General features: G+C 63.5%; 15 protein-coding genes and 1 tRNA gene. 10 read left to right on the top strand and 6 right to left on the bottom strand.

Annotated elements, in window-relative coordinates; genetic code table 11:
* Nucleotides 1-77: 77 nt before the first annotated feature.
* Complete coding sequence (locus FR728_RS08505; protein ID WP_149892115.1) at nucleotides 78-587, bottom strand: helix-turn-helix domain-containing protein; 510 nt, start codon at nucleotides 585-587, stop codon at nucleotides 78-80.
* A gap of 542 nt (nucleotides 588-1,129) precedes the next feature.
* On the opposite strand from FR728_RS08505, the gene FR728_RS08495 reads away from it, so the two are divergent.
* The 10 genes from FR728_RS08495 to FR728_RS08450 all read left to right on the top strand — a co-directional run bounded on the left by FR728_RS08495 (nucleotide 1,130) and on the right by FR728_RS08450 (nucleotide 11,918).
* A complete protein-coding gene (locus FR728_RS08495; protein ID WP_149892114.1) occupies nucleotides 1,130-1,585 on the top strand; it encodes a DUF2924 domain-containing protein in 456 nt (151 codons plus the stop codon).
* Nucleotides 1,582-2,907, top strand: a complete 1,326-nt coding sequence (locus FR728_RS08490; protein ID WP_149892113.1) for a recombinase family protein — start codon at nucleotides 1,582-1,584, stop codon at nucleotides 2,905-2,907. The genes FR728_RS08495 and FR728_RS08490 overlap by 4 nt, the downstream gene beginning before the upstream one ends.
* Nucleotides 2,904-3,290, top strand: a complete 387-nt coding sequence (locus tag FR728_RS08485; protein WP_149892112.1) for a hypothetical protein — start codon at nucleotides 2,904-2,906, stop codon at nucleotides 3,288-3,290. The genes FR728_RS08490 and FR728_RS08485 overlap by 4 nt, the downstream gene beginning before the upstream one ends.
* Before the next feature lie 81 nt (nucleotides 3,291-3,371).
* Nucleotides 3,372-3,962, top strand: coding sequence for a restriction endonuclease subunit S domain-containing protein (locus tag FR728_RS08480; RefSeq protein WP_149892111.1), 591 nt, complete (start codon nucleotides 3,372-3,374; stop codon nucleotides 3,960-3,962).
* Nucleotides 3,962-5,479 (top strand): type I restriction-modification system subunit M, encoded by a 1,518-nt coding sequence (locus tag FR728_RS08475; protein ID WP_149892110.1) that lies wholly within the window; start codon nucleotides 3,962-3,964, stop codon nucleotides 5,477-5,479. Before FR728_RS08480 ends, FR728_RS08475 begins: the two co-directional genes overlap by 1 nt.
* Nucleotides 5,472-6,662: a restriction endonuclease subunit S gene (locus FR728_RS08470; protein ID WP_149892109.1), complete on the top strand. Its 1,191-nt coding sequence runs from the start codon at nucleotides 5,472-5,474 to the stop codon at nucleotides 6,660-6,662. The genes FR728_RS08475 and FR728_RS08470 overlap by 8 nt, the downstream gene beginning before the upstream one ends.
* Nucleotides 6,659-7,360: a DUF3800 domain-containing protein gene (locus FR728_RS08465; RefSeq protein ID WP_149892108.1), complete on the top strand. Its 702-nt coding sequence runs from the start codon at nucleotides 6,659-6,661 to the stop codon at nucleotides 7,358-7,360. Before FR728_RS08470 ends, FR728_RS08465 begins: the two co-directional genes overlap by 4 nt.
* Nucleotides 7,360-7,815, top strand: coding sequence for a hypothetical protein (locus FR728_RS08460; protein ID WP_208998697.1), 456 nt, complete (start codon nucleotides 7,360-7,362; stop codon nucleotides 7,813-7,815). The genes FR728_RS08465 and FR728_RS08460 overlap by 1 nt, the downstream gene beginning before the upstream one ends.
* Nucleotides 7,816-7,989: 174 nt before the next feature.
* The gene (locus FR728_RS08455; protein ID WP_149892106.1) at nucleotides 7,990-11,205 is read left to right on the top strand and encodes a type I restriction endonuclease subunit R; all 3,216 of its coding nucleotides are present in this window, start codon (nucleotides 7,990-7,992) and stop codon (nucleotides 11,203-11,205) included.
* Nucleotides 11,202-11,918, top strand: a complete 717-nt coding sequence (locus FR728_RS08450; RefSeq protein WP_104492481.1) for a M48 family metallopeptidase — start codon at nucleotides 11,202-11,204, stop codon at nucleotides 11,916-11,918. The genes FR728_RS08455 and FR728_RS08450 overlap by 4 nt, the downstream gene beginning before the upstream one ends.
* Nucleotides 11,919-12,184: 266 nt before the next feature.
* Here the strand turns inward: FR728_RS08450 and FR728_RS08445 are convergent.
* The 5 genes from FR728_RS08445 to FR728_RS08425 all read right to left on the bottom strand — a co-directional run bounded on the left by FR728_RS08445 (nucleotide 12,185) and on the right by FR728_RS08425 (nucleotide 17,649).
* Nucleotides 12,185-12,274: transfer RNA gene (locus tag FR728_RS08445), tRNA-Ser, on the bottom strand.
* 552 nt (nucleotides 12,275-12,826) lie between these two features.
* Complete coding sequence (locus tag FR728_RS08440; RefSeq protein ID WP_149892105.1) at nucleotides 12,827-13,576, bottom strand: ABC transporter ATP-binding protein; 750 nt, start codon at nucleotides 13,574-13,576, stop codon at nucleotides 12,827-12,829.
* On the bottom strand, nucleotides 13,570-14,640 hold the full coding sequence (locus tag FR728_RS08435; RefSeq protein WP_149892104.1) for a FecCD family ABC transporter permease: 1,071 nt from the start codon (nucleotides 14,638-14,640) through the stop codon (nucleotides 13,570-13,572). Before FR728_RS08435 ends, FR728_RS08440 begins: the two co-directional genes overlap by 7 nt.
* Nucleotides 14,630-15,760, bottom strand: coding sequence for an ABC transporter substrate-binding protein (locus FR728_RS08430; RefSeq protein WP_149892103.1), 1,131 nt, complete (start codon nucleotides 15,758-15,760; stop codon nucleotides 14,630-14,632). Before FR728_RS08430 ends, FR728_RS08435 begins: the two co-directional genes overlap by 11 nt.
* Before the next feature lie 146 nt (nucleotides 15,761-15,906).
* Nucleotides 15,907-17,649 carry an ABC transporter ATP-binding protein gene (locus FR728_RS08425; protein ID WP_149892102.1) on the bottom strand — a complete coding sequence of 581 codons (1,743 nt, stop codon included), beginning with the start codon at nucleotides 17,647-17,649 and terminating at the stop codon, nucleotides 15,907-15,909.
* Between the last annotated feature and the right edge of the window lie 5 nt (nucleotides 17,650-17,654).

The following is a 17,654-nucleotide window of genomic DNA, read 5'->3' as shown; positions in this document are numbered from 1 at the left end:
GGACGTGCGGGATCGTTCGAAGCAGCGCATCTTGCTGCTTCGTGGTGAGGTCTTCAGGTGGACTGGATCAGTCGGGCTTAGCTGGGGGCGTCCTTGTCAGCCCCGGTCTTCTTCTTGGGACGCCAGCCGGGAGAGGCAGCAGCCTTCCGGCTCTTGCGCGCCAACTCGCGCGCCTCCCGGAACTCGGGCTCGATCTCGGCGAGTTTGTCGACGAGGCCCTGCAGGTCGTACATGTTGGTCTGCCGACCACCGTGATCGCCGTAGCGCTCCTGCCGGCGCAGGAGCCCTTCGTTCTCCAGGTCGGTGATGTACCGCTGCACCTGGCGCTCGCTGATGCCGAGGCGGGAGGAAAGCTCCTTCTTGCTCGGGTACGGCTTGCGGGCGGCATCCCACCAATGGTCGATGATCTGCAGCAGCACGGCGAGCTGAGACGGGTTCAGATGCAGCCGACGTTGCGCTCGCAGCAGCAACGAAGGGATCATACAGAAACCCTGCTCCATCACCTTCCCGCCCCACTTGTCCGCATTGGCGGATCGGCGCTGCTTCTTGGGCGGGGATTCCGTTTCTGATTGATTCTGTTCGGTCATTTGTGTTCTCCTTGCCTCATAAATGCAGCCTGCCGGGGCTCCACACAAGGCGCGGAAAGTGGACGTTTGTGTCTTGGGGGTGCAGACACAAGCATCTAGTCCCCCAAGTCGTCAGCGTCTCCTGATTAAGACGTCAGTTACGCAGGAGAACCGGAAGGCGCATAACAAGCATATGGAACCCCCAGACACGGATGACCTATGGGGACCACCTTGAGGCCGGTTTATGCGGCTCGGCTTCTCGGTATCAGGCTCTTCTGACGGCAGCTGTCCCGATCAGGCCGACCACTTGGCTTTTCTCTCTCAGAGCGCGCTGCAGCCAAGCGCGGCATGACGGAGACCAAGTTGAAACGCCCCAATCCGCTCCCGCCCGTCCAGATGACGTCCGCAGAGCGCCGCGCCGAGCTGTGCGGCCTGCTGGCGCTCGGGCTGGTTCGGTTGCGGATGCGGGATGGGGGCGAAGTATCTGACGATACTGGAGAGCGTGGCCTACACTATCCGCCCGACCAATGCCGTCATGCAACTCCAACGCACCGGAGAAATGCATGAACAAGCCCGATCCCGTCCCCGCGCGCCTCGCCGCGCTCAAGACCACGCCGACGCCTGACCTGAAAAAGCAGTGGCGCGACCTGTTCGACAGCGAGCCGCCGCCGTTCAACCGCCGCTACCTGGAAAGCCGCTTGGCCTACCGCATCCAGGAACTTGCCTATGGCGGGCTCAAACCCGAGACGATTCGGCGCCTCGAACGGCTCGGCGAGGAACTGGACGGCGGCGACAGGAAGAAGCGCGGCATCCGCGCCGATCGCGACCGCCCCATCACCGGCACGCGCCTCCTGCGCGAATGGCAGGGCGTCGAACAGATCGTAACCGTCACCGCCGACGGCTTCGAATGGCAGGGTCGGCCGTACAAGTCGCTGTCCGCCATCGCACGGGCCATCACCGGCACGCGCTGGAACGGCTGGACCTTCTTCGGGCTCAAGAACCACAGGGGGCGGAAGTGACGAAGCCGCCGGATAAATCGAAGGTCGTCCGCAAGCTGCGATGTGCCGTCTACACCCGGAAGTCCTCCGAGGAAGGGCTGGAGCAGGAGTTCAACAGCCTCCACGCCCAACGTGAGGCCTGCGAGGCCTACATTGCCAGCCAGCGCTCCGAAGGATGGGTGCTTGTCCGCGATCAGTATGACGACGGCGGCATTTCGGGCGGCACACTGGAGCGCCCCGGATTGAAGCGGCTGCTGGAGGATATCGAGGACGGGCTGGTCGACGTGGTCGTCGTCTACAAGATCGACCGCCTCAGCCGCTCGCTGGCCGACTTCGCCAAGCTGGTTGAGGTGTTCGATCGGAACGGCGTGACCTTCGTCTCCGTCACGCAGAGCTTCAACACGACCACGTCGATGGGCAGGCTGACGCTGAACATCCTGCTGTCCTTCGCCCAGTTCGAGCGCGAGGTCACGGCCGAGCGCATCCGCGACAAGGTCGCCGCCAGCCGGAAGAAGGGCATCTGGATGGGCGGGGTGCCGCCCTACGGATACCGGGTAGAAAACCGGAAGCTGGTGGCCGACGAAGAAGCCGCCGAGCATGTCCGATGGATCTTCGCCCGCTACCTCGAGATCGGATCGGGGACCGAACTGGCGCGCGAGGTCGCGAAACGCGGCATCCGCACGCCCCGCGGCAACCGGATCGACAAAAAGTACCTCTACCGGATGCTGAACAACCGCGCCTATATCGGCGAGGCGGTCCACAAGGGCGAGAGCTACCCCGGCGAGCACGACGCCATCATCGACCGCGAGACGTGGGACCGCGTCCACGCCATCTTGCAGGAAAGCCCCCGCAAGCGCGCCGCACGCACCCGCGCCGAGACGCCCGCGCTGCTGAAGGGGCTGCTGTTCGGACCCGATGGTGCCGCGTTCTCACCGACCCACACGCGCAAGGGAGACCGGCTGTACCGTTACTATGTCAGCCAGACGGTGCTGAAGCATGGCGCAGGGGCGTGCCCTGTCGGCCGCGTGCCCGCAAGTGAGATCGAGGTCACCGTCATCGACCAACTGCGCGCCGTCTTTCGCCAGCCCGAGATCGTGGCGGGCTCGTTGAGAGCGGCTCGGGCGCATGACGAGGAGATCGCCAAGGCCGACGCACGGGCAGCGCTTCAGCAGCTCGACCCGCTGTGGGAAGAACTGTTCCCCGCCGAGCAGGCGCGCATCGTCACGCTGCTGGTCGAGCGTGTCGATATCGGCATGGACGGGCTGAAGGTGCGGCTACGCATCGACGGTCTCACTGGCCTTTCCCGCGAGATGCTGGGCGGCAATATCGGAGAAGCGGCGTGACACTCGGCGCGCCGATTCCCGAGACTGTGACGCTCCACGTCCCATTCCGCGTCGTTAAGCGCGGCGGGCGGAAAGAGATGCAGTTGCCAGAAGGCGCTACCCATCCGCGTCGCACGGACAGCACTCTGGTCAAGGCGCTGGCCCGCGCGTTCCGCTGGAAGCGTCTGCTGGAGTCGGGTGAGTTCGCCACCGTTTCCGAACTTGCCGAGCGAGAGGGGATCGCACCATCCTACATAACCCGCGTCCTGCGCCTGACGCTGCTAGCGCCGGACATCGTCGAGGCAATCCTGGATGGCAAGCAGGGGCCGGAGGTGACGCTGGCACAAGGACTGGAGCCGTTCCCCCTCGCATGGCAGCTGCAGGGCGCGCATTTTTCTCTGTAGGACAAAAACTGCATCGCGGACGATTGACTCGTCCAGGGAGATAACCTAGATCTCTGTAAGCGCCTTACAGAGGATTTTTCCATGCGGCTCGCGGAGCTCTCTGATATTCACTCCGGCTACACGGCACGCGGCAGGCTCGAACCGCTGCCTGAGGGCGGCGTGCCGGCACTGCAGCTGCGTGATGTCGGGACGGAAGGCGCGGCACCGGGCCCAGACTTCCAACGGTACGATCTGGGCAAGCTGCCCGCCCGATACTTTGTCCGTGGCGGCGAGGTCGTCTTTCGCTCGCGCGGCGAACCGAACGCTGCGGCCGCAATTCGCGATCCGCTTCCGGAGCCTGCCGTGGTCATCGTTCCGCTGGTGATCGTTCGCCCGGACAGGGCCCGCGTTCTCCCCGAATACCTCGCTTGGGCCATCAACCAGCCCGACGCGCAGCGCAGGCTCGGCGCGGAAGCACAGGGCACAAGCCTCCGGATGATCCCGATGGCGGTCCTCGAAAACCTCGAGATCGCCGTCCCCGACCTGCCCACGCAGAGACGCATCGTCGAACTCAATGCCTTGGCCCGGCAGGAGGGGAAACTGCTTCGACAGCTCGCCGCTCGCCGGGAAGAACTCGTAAGCGCGATTCTCGGCGAGGCCGCGAAGGCCGCCGACCAGAAGGAAATTGCCTGATGACCAACCAGATTACCCAAGACCAGGTCAATAATGCCGCCTGGGCTGCTTGCGACACCTTCCGGGGCGCAGTCGATCCCGCTCAGTACAAGGACTACATCCTCGTGATGTTGTTCCTGAAGTATATTTCGGACCTCTGGAACGACCACCTCGAGACCTACCGCAAGCAGTATGGCGACGACGAGGCACGCATTCGCCGGCGCCTCGAGCGCGAGCGCTTCATCCTGCCTGAGGGCGCCAGCTTCTACGACCTCCACGCCCAGCGGAACGAGGCCAATATCGGCGAGCTGATCAACATCGCGCTCGAGAAGATCGAGGACTCGAACCGTGCCAAGCTCGAGGGCGTTTTCCGCAACATCGACTTCAACTCCGAGGCCAATCTCGGCCGCCCGAAGGATCGTAACCGCCGCCTCAAGAACATGCTTGAGGACTTTGCCAAGCCTGCCCTCGACCTGCGCCCGTCGCGGGTGACCGAGGACATCATCGGCGAGTGCTACATCTACCTGATCTCGCGCTTCGCCTCAGACGCCGGAAAGAAGGCGGGCGAGTTCTACACCCCCACCGCCGTGTCCCGCCTGCTGGCCAAGCTGGCCGCGCCGCAGCCCGGCAACACGATCTGTGATCCCGCCTGCGGGTCCGGCTCACTGCTGATCCAGACTTCGCAGGAGGTCGGGTCCGAGAACTTCGCCCTCTACGGGCAGGAGGTGAATGGGGCCACCTGGGCGCTGGCCCGGATGAACATGTTCCTGCACGCAAAGGATGCTGCTCGCATCGAATGGTGCGACACGCTCAACAGCCCGGCGCTGGTCGAGGGCGATCACCTGATGCGGTTCGACGTGGTGCTCGCCAATCCGCCGTTCTCGCTCGACAAATGGGGCGCGGAGGATGCCGACAGCGACCAGTACAAGCGCTTCTGGCGCGGCGTGCCGCCCAAGTCCAAGGGCGACTACGCCTTCATCACCCACATGATCGAGATCGCCAAGCGGCAGTCCGGCCGTGTCGCCGTCATCGTGCCGCATGGCGTGCTGTTCCGGGGCGGGGCCGAGGGGCGCATCCGCCAGCAGCTGATCGAGGAGAACCTGCTCGACGCCGTCGTCGGCCTGCCCGCGAACCTGTTCACCACCACGGGCATCCCGGTCGCCATCCTGATCTTCGACCGCTCGCGCGAGGAAGGTGGAGCGAACGCGGACCGGCGGGACGTGCTGTTCATCGATGCCAGCAAGGAGTTCACGCCGGGCAAGACCCAGAACGTGATGGACGAGGCGCATGTCGCCAAGGTGCTGGAGACCTACAGCGCCCGCGCCGAGGTCGAGCGGTATTCGCATCGGGCGAGCCCCGAGGAGATCGCCGAGAACGGCTACAACCTAAATATCCCCCGCTACGTCGACACCTTCGAGCCGGAGGAAGAGATCGACGTCGCCGCCGTGCAGAAGGACATCCTGCGGATCGAGGCGGAACTGGCCGAGGTTCGGGCGAAGATGGCCGGGTATCTGAAGGAGCTCGGCGTTGATGCTTGAAGGATGGCGCCATGCAACGGTGGAGGAAATCTGCCAGAGGGTCAGCGTTGGGATCGTGATCAAGCCGTCGCAGTACTACGTCGAGAACGGCGAGGGTATTCGCGCTTTCCGGTCCGCCAATATCGGTGAGAACAAGGTCGTTGATCGGGACTGGGTGTACCTGTCTAACGCCGGCCACGAGGCAAACAAGAAATCTGCCCTCCGAGAAGGCGACGTTCTGGTCGTGCGGTCAGGCGCCCCTGGCACAGCATGTGTCGTGCCAAAGGATTTCGCAGGCAGCAACTGCATCGATGTCGTGTTTGCGCGTCCGGATCGCAGTCAAGTTCTGCCAGAGTATCTGGCTAGCTACACGAATTCGGACGTCGGCAAGCAGCATGTCCTCGGCAATAAGGGCGGACTCGCCCTCCAACATTTTAATGTTGGTGCCTACAAGGAAATGCTTGTCTTGCTACCCCCGCTCCCCGAACAGCGCAAGATCGCCGTGATCCTGCGGACCTGGGACGAAGCGCTCGAAAAGCTCACCGCCCTCCGCGCGGCGAAGGAGCTCGCTTATCGCGCTCTTGCCCGAAAGTTCTTCGAGCCCTGCCATCCATCCTTCCACGGGCGCCCGAACACTTGGCAGGAGTTCGAACTCGGCGACATCTTCATCGAACGCACTCAAGCTGGCGAAAACGGCGAACGCCTTCTCAGCGTCACTATGAATGGTGGCGTGATCGACCGCGACGATGTTGGCCGCAAGGACACCTCGACGGAGGACAAGTCGCGATACAAGCTCGTCCTGCCGGGAGACATCGCATACAACACCATGCGCATGTGGCAGGGTGTGTCGGGCCTTTCTACGATGCGAGGCATCGTCAGCCCAGCCTACACGGTCGTGACGCCGAGAGAGCTTCATATCGTTGGCCGGTATGCAGCGCATCTCTTCAAATCGCGCAGGATGGTGTTCGACTTCGAGCGCTACTCCCAAGGCCTGACCAGCGACACTTGGAACCTGAAGTTCCCGGCCTTTTCCAAGATCAAACTTTGGCTTCCGCCGACCGATGAACAAGAGAAGCAGGCCAATCTGCTCGACGCGATGCTATCCGAGCAGGACGTTCTCCGCCGGCAGATCGAAGCCCTGACCCGCCAGAAGCGCGGCCTGATGCAGAAGCTGCTGACGGGCGAGTGGAGGGTCAGCCCGTGAAGTTCGAAGTCTACTGCGACGAGACACTGCCCGACCTGTTCACCTCGGCTCACCCCGACGCGCGCTTCCTGATGATCGGAAGCCTGTGGCTCCCGGCTGATCTGCGAGACGTTGTGAAAGCCCGGATCGCAGGGCTACGCCAGCAGCATGGTGTTCATGGCGAGATGAAGTGGCGCAAGGTGTCGCCGTCGAAGGTGGGCTTCTACACAGATCTCATCGACCTGTTCATGAGCTTCGGTCTCGACCTGCGGTTCCGATGCATCGCTGTCGAGCACGAGGCAATGAACCTCGGCCTGCACAATGGCGACGCCGAGTTGGGCTTCTACAAGTTCTACTACCAGGTCTTGCACCACTGGATCCTCGATCAGAACGAATACACCGTTTTTTGCGACTTGAAGCGCAATCGGGACAGGACGCGGCTCTCGACGCTCAAGCGGGTTCTGAACAATGCCAACCGGACCTCGATCATCAGTGACGTTCAATCGCTGCCGTCTCCCGAAGTGGTTCTTCTGCAACTCTGCGACGTTCTGCTCGGGGCTGCCTCGGCGCGGATGAACGATCGGCAGGACCTTGGCGCGGCCAAGGAAAGCGTAATTGCTCATCTCGAACGACGGTTGAACCGTACTAGGCTGCGCCCAACCCACAAGTCGGAGGAGAAGTTCAATATCTTCCGGATCAGGCTCGAGGGCGGCTGGTGATGCCCCCGCTTTTGAAACTAGCTGACGAAGCAGCCTACCGCGCGCACTACGAGCTAACGCTTTGCCGTGGCGGTATCTTCACACATGATGGGATCCCCGTGTTCTTTCGAAGGGAAGAGTTCGACCACGCCTTCTTCGAGAGCTCAACCAGGCGTGGCGAGAACGATGTGTTCTCCCCTGTCCGCGCGGAGAGGATAGACTGGATCGCGGCAGCCTTGGCTGATCCCGGCGCACAGCGCTTTCAGGGTTGGTTGAAGCGAGAACGCCGCCACGATCCCACCCGGCGCGTTACCGTCGTCATGGGCGATTTCGTCGTCATCATCGCGCTGAGCAAGCGCCGTGATGGCCGGCTCAAGGCGAATTTCATCACCTGCTACAGAGCGGACAACAGCATCGGAAGGATAATCGGCGCTCCCCTCTGGACGAGAGAGGATTGTGTCAATGCACTGCGGTAAGGGAAGAAGGACGCTGATTTGCTACGCTGGCTCAGCGTCCGAGGCCTCGATAGGTTCACGGCCGTTGGGCAGTGAACTCGCGGTAGATATGGTCATCATATGGCTGGGAAGTCAAGGGACCCCTAACAGACCGCACTTTCCGCTGGGTCGCGGAGCAGCGTTCGGAGAGCGCTCATGACCTTCAACGCCGCGGAGAAACATCAGTCTCAGGTGCCGGCACTTCAACTGTTGGTCGCCCTCGGGTTTACCCCACTCTCGCAGGACGAAGCGCTGCGCCTCCGCGGCGGGCGCCTGCGGAACGTCGTGCTGGACGACGTACTCGCCGAGCAGCTGATGCGCATCAACCGCTTCACCCATCGGGGCCGCGAGTACGGCTTCGACCTCGAGGACGCGCACGAGGCGATGCGGCGGCTTAAGCCCACGCCGGACCGCCTGAAGGGGCTGCGGGGAACGAACCAGGACATCTACGACACGCTCGTTCTCGGCACCACGATCACAAAGTCCATCGACGGCGACTCGAAGAGCTACTCGTTCCGCTACATCGATTGGGAGCGGCCGGGGAACAACGTCTTCCACGTCACCGCCGAGTTCTCGGTCGAGAGAACCGCGTCGAGCCAGACCAAGCGCTGCGACATCGTCGCCTTCGTGAACGGCATCCCGATCCTGGTGATCGAGAACAAGCGGCCGACAGAAAGCCTGAAGAAGGCGGACAGCCAGCTGATCGGCTACCAGAACGAGGACAACATCCCGCAGCTCTTCCACTTCGCCCAATTGCTGATCGGCATGAACCGGAACGAGGCGCGCTACGCCACGGTCGGAACGCCGCGGAAGTTCTGGCAGACCTGGCGCGACGAGGAAGACACGGACGAGGCCATCGCGCCCTTCGCCAACCGCGTCCTTACGGCGGCGGAGAAGGACGCCATCTTCTCCGGCGACTTCGTGGACGCACGCGCCTATTTCGACGCGATGGCCGCCGAAGGCGACCGCGCCGTCACGGCTCAGGACCGGACGGTGCACGCGCTGTGCCGCCCCGAGCGGCTGCTCGACCTCATCCGCCGCTTCACCGTGTTCGACGGCGGCGTCCGCAAGGTTGCGCGCCACCAGCAGTTCTTCGGGATCCGCCGCGCGGTCGAGACGGTCAAGCAGCACGACGTGAGCGGCGCCCGCAAGGGCGGCGTGATCTGGCACACACAGGGCTCGGGCAAGTCGCTGACGATGGTGATGCTGGGGCGCTCGCTCGCTCTCGAGCGCAGCATCGAGAACCCGCGGATCCTCATCGTCACGGACCGCGACGATCTCGACAAGCAGATCAAGGACACCTTCAAGTCCTGTGACCTCGAACCGGTTCGGGCGACGAGTGGGTCTCACCTTCTGGAGCTCGTCCACAACAAGGCTCCGCTGGTCACCACGATCATCAACAAGTTCGATACGGCGCTGAGAAACAGCAAGCTGGTGGACGAGGATCCGAACATCTTCGTGCTGGTCGACGAGAGCCACAGGACTCAGACGGGGCGCTACGGCGGCCACAGCCAATTCGCCGCCAAGATGCGCCGCCTCCTTCCAAAGGCCTGCTACCTCGGCTTCACCGGCACGCCCCTTCTGAAGAAGGAGAAGAACACGCTGTCGACCTTCGGGCGGCTGATCCACCGCTACGCCATCGACGAGGCGGTCGCCGACGGTGCTGTCGTGCCGCTGCTCTATGAGGGACGGCTCGTTGAGCAGCAGGTCTCGGGCGCCGTTATCGACCGTTGGTTCGACAAGATCAGCGAGGGGCTGACCGAGAACCAGAAGCGTGATCTGAAGCGCAAGTTCTCCCGGATGGACGCTCTGGCCAAGACCGATCAGGCTATCCGAGCCAAGGCGTTCGACATCTCCGAGCACTTTCGCCAGCACTGGCAGGGGACTGGGTTCAAGGCGCAGCTCATCGCCCCGTCGAAAGCGGCGGCCGTCCGCTTCAAGGAGGTCCTCGACGAGATCGGCCACGTGTCGAGCGCGATCGTCATCTCGCCGCCGGACGAGAACGAGGGCAACGAGGAGGTCGACCAAGAATCCAAGGACCTCGTGCGGAGATTTTGGTCGTCAATGATGGCGCGGTACAAGACCGAGGAAGAGTACAACCGCCAGATCATCGACGCCTTCAAGGGCTCCGGCGATCCAGAGATCCTGATCGTCGTCTCCAAGCTGCTCACCGGCTTCGACGCGCCCCGGAACACGGTTCTTTACGTCTGCAAGTCCCTGAAGGAACATAACCTCCTGCAGGCGATTGCGCGCGTAAACCGCCTCTACGAGGACGGTGGCACGGAGAAGCAGTTCGGCTTCATCATCGACTACGAAGGGTTGCTGGGCGAGCTCGACAGCGCCCTGACGACCTATAGCGCATTCGAGGGGTACGAGGCGGCGGACCTCGCCGAGACGGTGCATGACGTCCGCGAGGAGATCCGCAAGCTGCCCCAGCTGCACGATCAGCTCTGGGACCTGTTCAAGCCGGTCCGGAACAAGAAGGACATGGAGCAGTTCGAGCAGCACCTTGCTGACGAGTCGCTTCGCCATGAGTTCTACGCGCGCCTCAAGGCTTTCAGCCGGTGCCTTCATATATCGCTCTCGTCGGACAAGCTGTTCGATGTCTTCGACGAGGCCAAGGTCGACGCCCTGAAGCGGGACTGGAAGCAGTTCTCCGAGCTCAAGCGGTCGGTCCAGCTCCGCTACCAGGAGACGGTCGATGTCCGCGAGTTCGAGCCAAAGATCCAGAAGCTGCTCGATGACCATGTAGTGGCGATGCCTGCCGAGACCATCATCGAGGTGGTGAACATCAACGATCCTGATGCGCTGAAGGCGGTCGTCGAGGAGACGGGCGTCTCAGAAGCCTCGAGGGCGGACCGCATCGCCAGCGCCACCCGGCGGGCAATCACCGAGAAGATGGATGAGGACCCGACGTTCTACAAACAGTTCTCCGAGCTGCTCGAAGAGACCATCCGCGCCTATCGTGAGAAGCGGCTGTCCGAGCGTGAATACCTGAACAGCGTCGTGGACCTCGCGAGCAAGGTCGCGCGCAAGGATCGGGGCCGGGATGTTCCGGAAAGCATTCGGGGCGATGAGGATGCGCAGGCGTTCTTCGGGATCCTCGACGGTCAGCTCAAGACCAAGGGCGATGAGCCGGTGGCCGGTGCGGAAGCCGCCTCTATCGCCCTGGAGATCATCGACATCATCAAGTCCCACCTGATCGTCGATATCTGGTCGAACGAAGTGGCCCAGAACAAACTGCGCAATGCCATCGATGACTACTTCTTCGACGTTCTGCGTGACGAGAGGGGCATCGACCTGCCCGTGCAGGTGCTCGACGATCTCGAACTCAAGATCATGGATCTTGCTCGGGCCCGGTTCGCGGCATGACGCGGGAACTGCACTGCCTGCAGTACGGCGAGCAGGAGATCCGGTACGAGATCGTCCGCCGTCCGAGGAAGACGCTAGAGATCGCTGTCGAGCCGGATGCTTCGGTGGTGATCGCGGCCCCGGAGGACGCGACGCTCGACGCCATAGAAGCCAAGCTGCGGAAGCGCGCGGCATGGGTGACGCGGCAGCAGCGGTACTTCGCCCAGTTCCTTCCAAGAACACCGGAGCGCAGGTTTGTCGCCGGTGAGACCCATCTCTACCTCGGGCGCCAGTATCGGCTGAAGGTGGTCCCGCATGTCCAGGAAAGCGTAAAGCTGATCCGCGGCTTCATCGTTGTGCAGACACACCGGCCGACCAGGCCGGAGGTGACGCGCGAACTGGTCGAGGCATGGTACCGGGACCGGGCACACATCAAGTTTCCGGAGCGGATCGAGCTCTGTCTCGGCCACTTCCCGGATCCGGAGGCATTCAGGCCGAAAGGTCTCATCGTACGCCAGACCCGGCAGCGATGGGGGTCCATGTCGCCGGCCGGACGCCTGCTGCTGAACCGCCGCCTCGTGCAGGCGCCGGTCGACGCCATCGACTACGTGATCACCCACGAGCTCTGCCATGTGGCGGAGCCTCATCACGGTGCTGCCTTCTTCGAGCTACTCTACAAGGTGATGCCCGATTGGGAGCGTCGGAAGCAGAGGTTGGAAAGGGCCATGGCCTGAGAACTTCCGAACCCGGTCGCGGCAGACGCAAACGCGACTCCAATCCAAGCAATTTCAACGGCTTGAATTTCGTCAATATCTACATGGGCTTATGAGAAATTCACCAAATCGGCGCAGTCATGAGGTCCAGAGAATATCGGCCCTGAGAGACCGCTTCCGGGCCTCTTGGCGCGGGGGCCAGTGCTCAGCCCCTCCCGCATAACCCTCAAAAACAACGAGAAATTCCGGCCGCAGCCGGATCGGGAGAACGCCTTCGTGGGGGCAAGTGGCGGAGAGGAAGGGATTCGAACCCTCGAGACGGTTGCCCGTCTACTCCCTTAGCAGGGGAGCGCCTTCGACCACTCGGCCACCTCTCCGGTACGCCTCGTGTACGCAGAATGCCGTCGCAGATCAAGGCGTTTTTCTCCTATCCACACCAAACTTGTCCAAGGTGTTGAAGCGCTTGCGATCTTCGCCCCTTGAACCGTTTGTCGGGTGCAGGGGATCGGGGCATTCCGGTGTTTCGTCCTGAGCTGAGGTGGAGCTTGGCCTGTCCTCATGCCGAGGGCCATCTTCCGGGCACGTTGCTGGCCGAACGCGCGTGAGGGACGGCGAGGGCGGGCCACAGGTTGGGAGAGAGAAGCAGAGAGGGGCGCCGAGGTGTGAGGGCGGCCGTAAGGCGGGCGCGGGGAGCGGTCTTCTGAATGCGCGCGGCAGAAAGGGCGTTCGGAAGCTTGGCCCCCCCCAAAAAAAACCAGAAAAAGCCGAGCCCCCCTAAGCAGGGCCGCAGAAGCCGGATCGCAGAAGATGGGGAAGGTCCGGGGAACCGGTCAGGTCTGTTCGGCCCCGCTCCGGCGTCCTCGGCTGCGGCTGCGGCGCCTGGGCTCAAGGCCCGCCTTGATTGCCCTCCCGCAGCGCTTCCCCGGCCTTCAGGCGACGTCGTCGATCAGGATGTGGCGGCGGCCGCGGGCGCAGGTCTCGATCCGGGCTTCGACCCGGTAGATCTCCCGCAGCAGGTCTGCGGTGAGGACATCCCCGGTCGCCCCGCTGGCCGCCAGGGTGCCCTTGTCGAGCACGATGGCGATGTCGGTGTAGCGCAGGGCGTGGCCGAGGTCGTGCATGGCCACGATGATCAGCATCTGCCGGTCCTCGGCCAGACGGCGCAGGATGCGCAGCAGGCCAAGCTGGCGGTGCAGGTCGAGGGCGGAGGTCGGTTCGTCGAGAAGCAGGATTTCCGGCTCCTGAACGATGGCCTGGGCCGCGCTGACGAGCTGGCGCTGGCCGCCGCTCAGGTCGGAAATGGCCCTTGCGCCGAGGGTCTCGATATCGAGATAGCGCAAGGTGTCCTCGACGGCGGTCAGGTCGTCTTCGGCCACCTTCAGGCCGCGGCCCTGCATGCGGGCGAGGAGCACGGCCTCGTAGACGCTGAGGGCTGCGGCACTGCCACTGTCCTGGGGCATGTGGCAGATCGGGCGCTCACTGCGCTGACCCTCGATCCGGACCTGACCCTCGCCCTTGATGTGTCCGAGAATGCGCCGGAACAAGGTGGACTTTCCGGCCGCGTTGGGGCCCAGCAGGGCGACGATCTCGCCGCCGGACAGGGTCGGGGTGGTGATGCCCTCGAGGATGCGGGTTGTGCCGTAGCCGGCGGAGACGTTTTCCAGGCGCAGGCTCACCATGTGGAGGCTTTCCGGTTGAGAATGAGGAACAGGAAGAAGGGGATGCCGACGAGAGAGGTGACGATGCCGATGGGAATGATCGTGCCGGGAATGATGATCTTGGAGAGCACCGACCCGACCGACAGGATGAGCGCACCGCAAATGGCCGATCCGGGCAGGAAGAAGCGCTGGTCCTCGCCCAGCAGCATGCGGGCGATGTGAGGTCCCACGAGACCGATGAAGCCGATGGTGCCGACAAAGGCGACCGCAATGGCCGCGAGCAGGGAGACGAGCACCAGAACCTCAAGGCGCAGCCGCTTCGGGTCGACACCCATGGAGCGGGCCTTGGCGTCGCCGAGCCGCATGGCGGTGAGGGCCCAGCCGTGGCGGGCCAGCAAGGGCAGCACGAGCGCAAGCACGGTGCTGGCGATCCAGAGTTTCGGCCAGGTGGCCTTGGTGAGGCTGCCCATGGTCCAGAAGACGACCGCCGAGACGGCCTGCTGACTGGCGAAGAACTGGATCAGCGCCATCAGGGAATTGAAGATGAAGACCATGGCGATGCCGAGCAGCACGATGGTCTCGATGGTGACGCCGCGGCGCATGCTGAGAGCATGGATCATGAAGGAGGTGATCATGGCCATGATGAAGGCATTGACCGGGATCACATAATCCACGGCGGGCGGAAACAGAACCACCCCGAAGGCGAGCGCCAGGGCGGCGCCGAAGCTGGCGCCGGCGGAAATGCCCAGGGTGAAGGGGCTGGCGAGGGGGTTGCTCAGGATCGTCTGCATCTGGGCGCCAGCGACCGAAAGGCTGGCGCCGACGACGATGGCCATGAGGGCCACGGGCATGCGGATCTCCCAGAGGATCACGCGGGCCTGGGCGGTGGCGCTGTCGGGCAGAAACAGGGCGGAGAGAACCTCCGCGAGCGTATAGTTGGCGGGGCCGAGCGCCAGATCGACGCAGACGCTGAAGAGGAGCGCCAGGGCGAGGCCCGCGAGCAGCATCTGCCGGCGCAGCACAAGGGCGCGGTAGAAACCGCGCCCCGTTGCGTTGCCTGGAACAGGCGACGGATCACTTGTCATTGAGGGAGACCCAGTAGCCCGGTTCATAGGCGACCGGCAGGAAGCGTTCGTGCAGGTCGGCCATGGTTGCTTCCGGATCGAGGTCGGCAAACAGCTCCGGATGGATCCACTTCGCCAGTTGCTGCACGGCGACGAAGTAGTAGGGGCTGTTGTAGAACTGGTGCCAGATGGCGTGGAAGTTGCCGGTCTCCACGGCGGCGATGCCGGTCATGGCGGTGCGCTTCGTCAGATTGTGCAGCTTGCGCCGGGCTTCGGTCATGTCGGAGCCGGGTCCCATGCCCACCCAGTTTCCGCCGGGCACATAGGCATCCCAGTTGCCGCCGGTCACCACCACATGTTCGGGGCTGGCGGCGATGATCTGTTCCGGGTTCAGGGTGCCGAAGGTGCCGGGAATGATGTCGCGGGCAATGTTGGTGCCGCCGGCGAGTTCCACATACTTGCCGAAGTTGCCGTCTCCGAAGCTCATGCAGCAATCGTCGGAATAACCGCCTGCGCGGTCGACGAAGACGGTCGGGCGCGCCGGGGCGGCGGCCTCGATCACATCCGTCACCCGCTTCAGCTGGGCTTCGGAGAAGGCGATGAATTCTTCGGCGCGGTCCTGCTTGCCCAGAAGCTCGCCCATGATGCGCATGGACGGAACCGTGTGTTCGAGCGGCTTTTCGCGGAAGTCGACGTAGACAATCGGAATGTCGAGGGCGGCGAGCTTGTCGTCATAGCCCGCGTCTTCCGTCGCCGCCTTCGCCTCGATGTTCATGAGGATCACGTCGGGCTTCAGGCTGGCAGCCTGTTCCACGTCGAAGGTACCATCCTTGAAGCCGCCGAAGGTGGGCAGATCCTTGAGCTTAGGGAACTTCGCCTCATAGCGGGCATAGCTGTCCGGATCGGCCTGGGAGAAGTCCTCGCGCCAGCCGACCACATGAGCGAAGGGATCTTCGGGGGTCAGCACGCCGAGCAGATAGATCTGGCGGCCTTCCCCGAGAATGATGCGCTGGACAGGCGCCTCCAGCGTGACCTCCCGGCCGGCAACGTCGGTCACCGTGATCTGGTCCGCGAGGGCGAGAGCCGTCGAGGCGGCCAGAGATGCAGCGATGAGGGAACCCCTCAAAATGGAGCGAAGCATTTTCATGTCTCCTTGTTGGGGCGCAAGGCAACTGCCGTTGCGGCCCTTGGGCGCGTCCAGATTGAGCAGCTATATAATATGAGTATTTAATTCAAGATATTCATGGAGGCCTGGCCGGTTTTCCACGACGTTGCGGTAGTTCCGGTTCACATGGCGCCGTCGTCGCGTCCTGGAGCCGCATGGAACTGGGCCGCGTGCATGCGGGCATAGGCGCCGCCGTCGCGCAGCAGGACCTCGTGAGCCCCCTGTTCGACGATCCGGCCCTGATCCACCACCACGATGCGGTCGGCCTTGCGGATGGTGGCCAGCCGGTGGGCGATGATGAGGGTGGTGCGGTTGGCGGAGAGATCGTCGAGGCTTTCCTGGATCTCGCGCTCTGTCTGGGTGTCGAGCGCCGAGGTCGCCTCGTCGAGAATGAGGATGGCCGGGTCCTTCAGGAAGATGCGGGCGATGGCGAGGCGCTGCTTCTGGCCGCCGGAGAGCTTGACGCCGCGCTCGCCGATCACCGTGTCCAGGCCCTCGGGCATGCGGGCCAGCGCCGAGGTCAGGCGGGCGCGCTCAAGAGCGGCCAGGATCTGGGCGTCGCTCGCCCCCAGCCGGCCATAGGCGACGTTGTCACGCAAGGTGCCGCCAAAGAGGAACACATCCTGCTGCACGATGCCGATCTGCCGGCGCAGGGAGGCGAGCGTCATGTCGCGCAGGTCCTGACCGTCGATGGTGATCCTGCCGGAGGTCACGTCATAAAAGCGGGGCAGGAGAGAGCAGAGCGTGGTCTTGCCCGCCCCCGAGGGTCCGACGAAGGCGACGGTCTCGCCGGCGCGGATCTCCAGATCGATGGCGTCGAGCACCTTGTGGTCGGCCGCATAGGCAAAGCTCACCTGATCGAAGCGGATGTCGCCCCGCAGACGTGTGACCGCGCGGGCCTCCGGCCGGTCGGCAATGTCGGGTGCGGTGTCCAGCAGGTCGCAATAGCGGCGGAAGCCGGCGATGCCCTTGGGATAGGTCTCGATCACCGCGTTGATCTTCTCGATCGGGCGGAAGAAGACGGTGACCAGCAGCAGGAAACCGACGAAGCCGCCATAGGTCAGGCTGTCCTGCAGCACCAGATAGCTGCCGGCCAGCATGATGATGAGCTGGATCAGCCGCATGCTCATGTAGTTGAGCGAGGAGGAGGCGGCCATGATGCGATAGGCCTCCAGCTTGGTGCGGCGATAGCTGGCGTTGTCCCGGGCAAAGAGCCGGCGCTCATGCTCCTCGTTGGCGAAGGCCTGGACCAAGCGAATGCCGCCGACATTTTCCTCGACCCGGACATTGAAGTCGCCAACCCGGGCATAGATCGACTGCCAGTTGGTGGTCATGCGGCCGCCATAGTGGCTGGTGACGAAGGCCACCGCCGGCACGATGGCCGCCGTGATGAGCGCCAGCGGAACATTGACCCACAGCATCAGCGCGAAGGCGCCGAGGAAAGTCATGACCGCGATGAAGAGATCCTCGGGGCCGTGATGGGCTATCTCGCCGATCTCCTCCAGATCCTTGGTGACCCGGGCGAGCAGGTGGCCGGTCTTCTGGTTGTCGAAGAAGCGGAAGGAGAGTTTCTGCAGGTGCTCGAAGGCCTTGCGGCGCATCTCCGTCTCGATGTTGATGCCCAGCATGTGGCCCCAGTAGACCACCACCGCATTGAGCGCGGTGGTGAGCAGGTAAAGTGCCAGCAGTCCGATGGCGGCAAGGACGATCAGCCGCCCCTCACCGGTGGGCAGGAAGTCGTCGACGAAGACCTTCACCGCCACGGGAAAGGACAGTTCGAGGAGGCCGGCGAGGATGGCGCAGCCGAAGTCGAGCAGGAAGAGCGACCGGTAGGGGGCGTAATAGGCGGCGAAACGCTTGAGCATCGGGC

The organism is Roseibium aestuarii, from assembly GCF_008477545.1.
In the GTDB taxonomy this organism is placed as follows: Bacteria; Pseudomonadota; Alphaproteobacteria; order Rhizobiales; family Stappiaceae; genus Roseibium; species Roseibium aestuarii.
The sequence above is the reverse complement of the archived record's forward strand: the minus strand, read 5'-3'. Positions and strand labels throughout refer to the sequence as shown.

What these genes read in the sequence shown, in the direction of transcription:
- FR728_RS08480 (WP_149892111.1), top strand. Translation starts at nt 3,372, where the DNA reads ATGCGGCTCGCGGAGCTCTCTGATATTCACTCCGGCTACACGGCACGC.
- FR728_RS08460 (WP_208998697.1), top strand. Translation starts at nt 7,360, where the DNA reads ATGCCCCCGCTTTTGAAACTAGCTGACGAAGCAGCCTACCGCGCGCAC.
- FR728_RS08430 (WP_149892103.1), bottom strand. Translation starts at nt 15,760, where the DNA reads ATGCTTCGCTCCATTTTGAGGGGTTCCCTCATCGCTGCATCTCTGGCC.
- FR728_RS08505 (WP_149892115.1), bottom strand. Translation starts at nt 587, where the DNA reads ATGACCGAACAGAATCAATCAGAAACGGAATCCCCGCCCAAGAAGCAG.
- FR728_RS08425 (WP_149892102.1), bottom strand. Translation starts at nt 17,649, where the DNA reads ATGCTCAAGCGTTTCGCCGCCTATTACGCCCCCTACCGGTCGCTCTTC.
- FR728_RS08435 (WP_149892104.1), bottom strand. Translation starts at nt 14,640, where the DNA reads ATGACAAGTGATCCGTCGCCTGTTCCAGGCAACGCAACGGGGCGCGGT.
- FR728_RS08495 (WP_149892114.1), top strand. Translation starts at nt 1,130, where the DNA reads ATGAACAAGCCCGATCCCGTCCCCGCGCGCCTCGCCGCGCTCAAGACC.
- FR728_RS08450 (WP_104492481.1), top strand. Translation starts at nt 11,202, where the DNA reads ATGACGCGGGAACTGCACTGCCTGCAGTACGGCGAGCAGGAGATCCGG.
- FR728_RS08440 (WP_149892105.1), bottom strand. Translation starts at nt 13,576, where the DNA reads ATGGTGAGCCTGCGCCTGGAAAACGTCTCCGCCGGCTACGGCACAACC.
- FR728_RS08455 (WP_149892106.1), top strand. Translation starts at nt 7,990, where the DNA reads ATGACCTTCAACGCCGCGGAGAAACATCAGTCTCAGGTGCCGGCACTT.
- FR728_RS08470 (WP_149892109.1), top strand. Translation starts at nt 5,472, where the DNA reads ATGCTTGAAGGATGGCGCCATGCAACGGTGGAGGAAATCTGCCAGAGG.
- FR728_RS08475 (WP_149892110.1), top strand. Translation starts at nt 3,962, where the DNA reads ATGACCAACCAGATTACCCAAGACCAGGTCAATAATGCCGCCTGGGCT.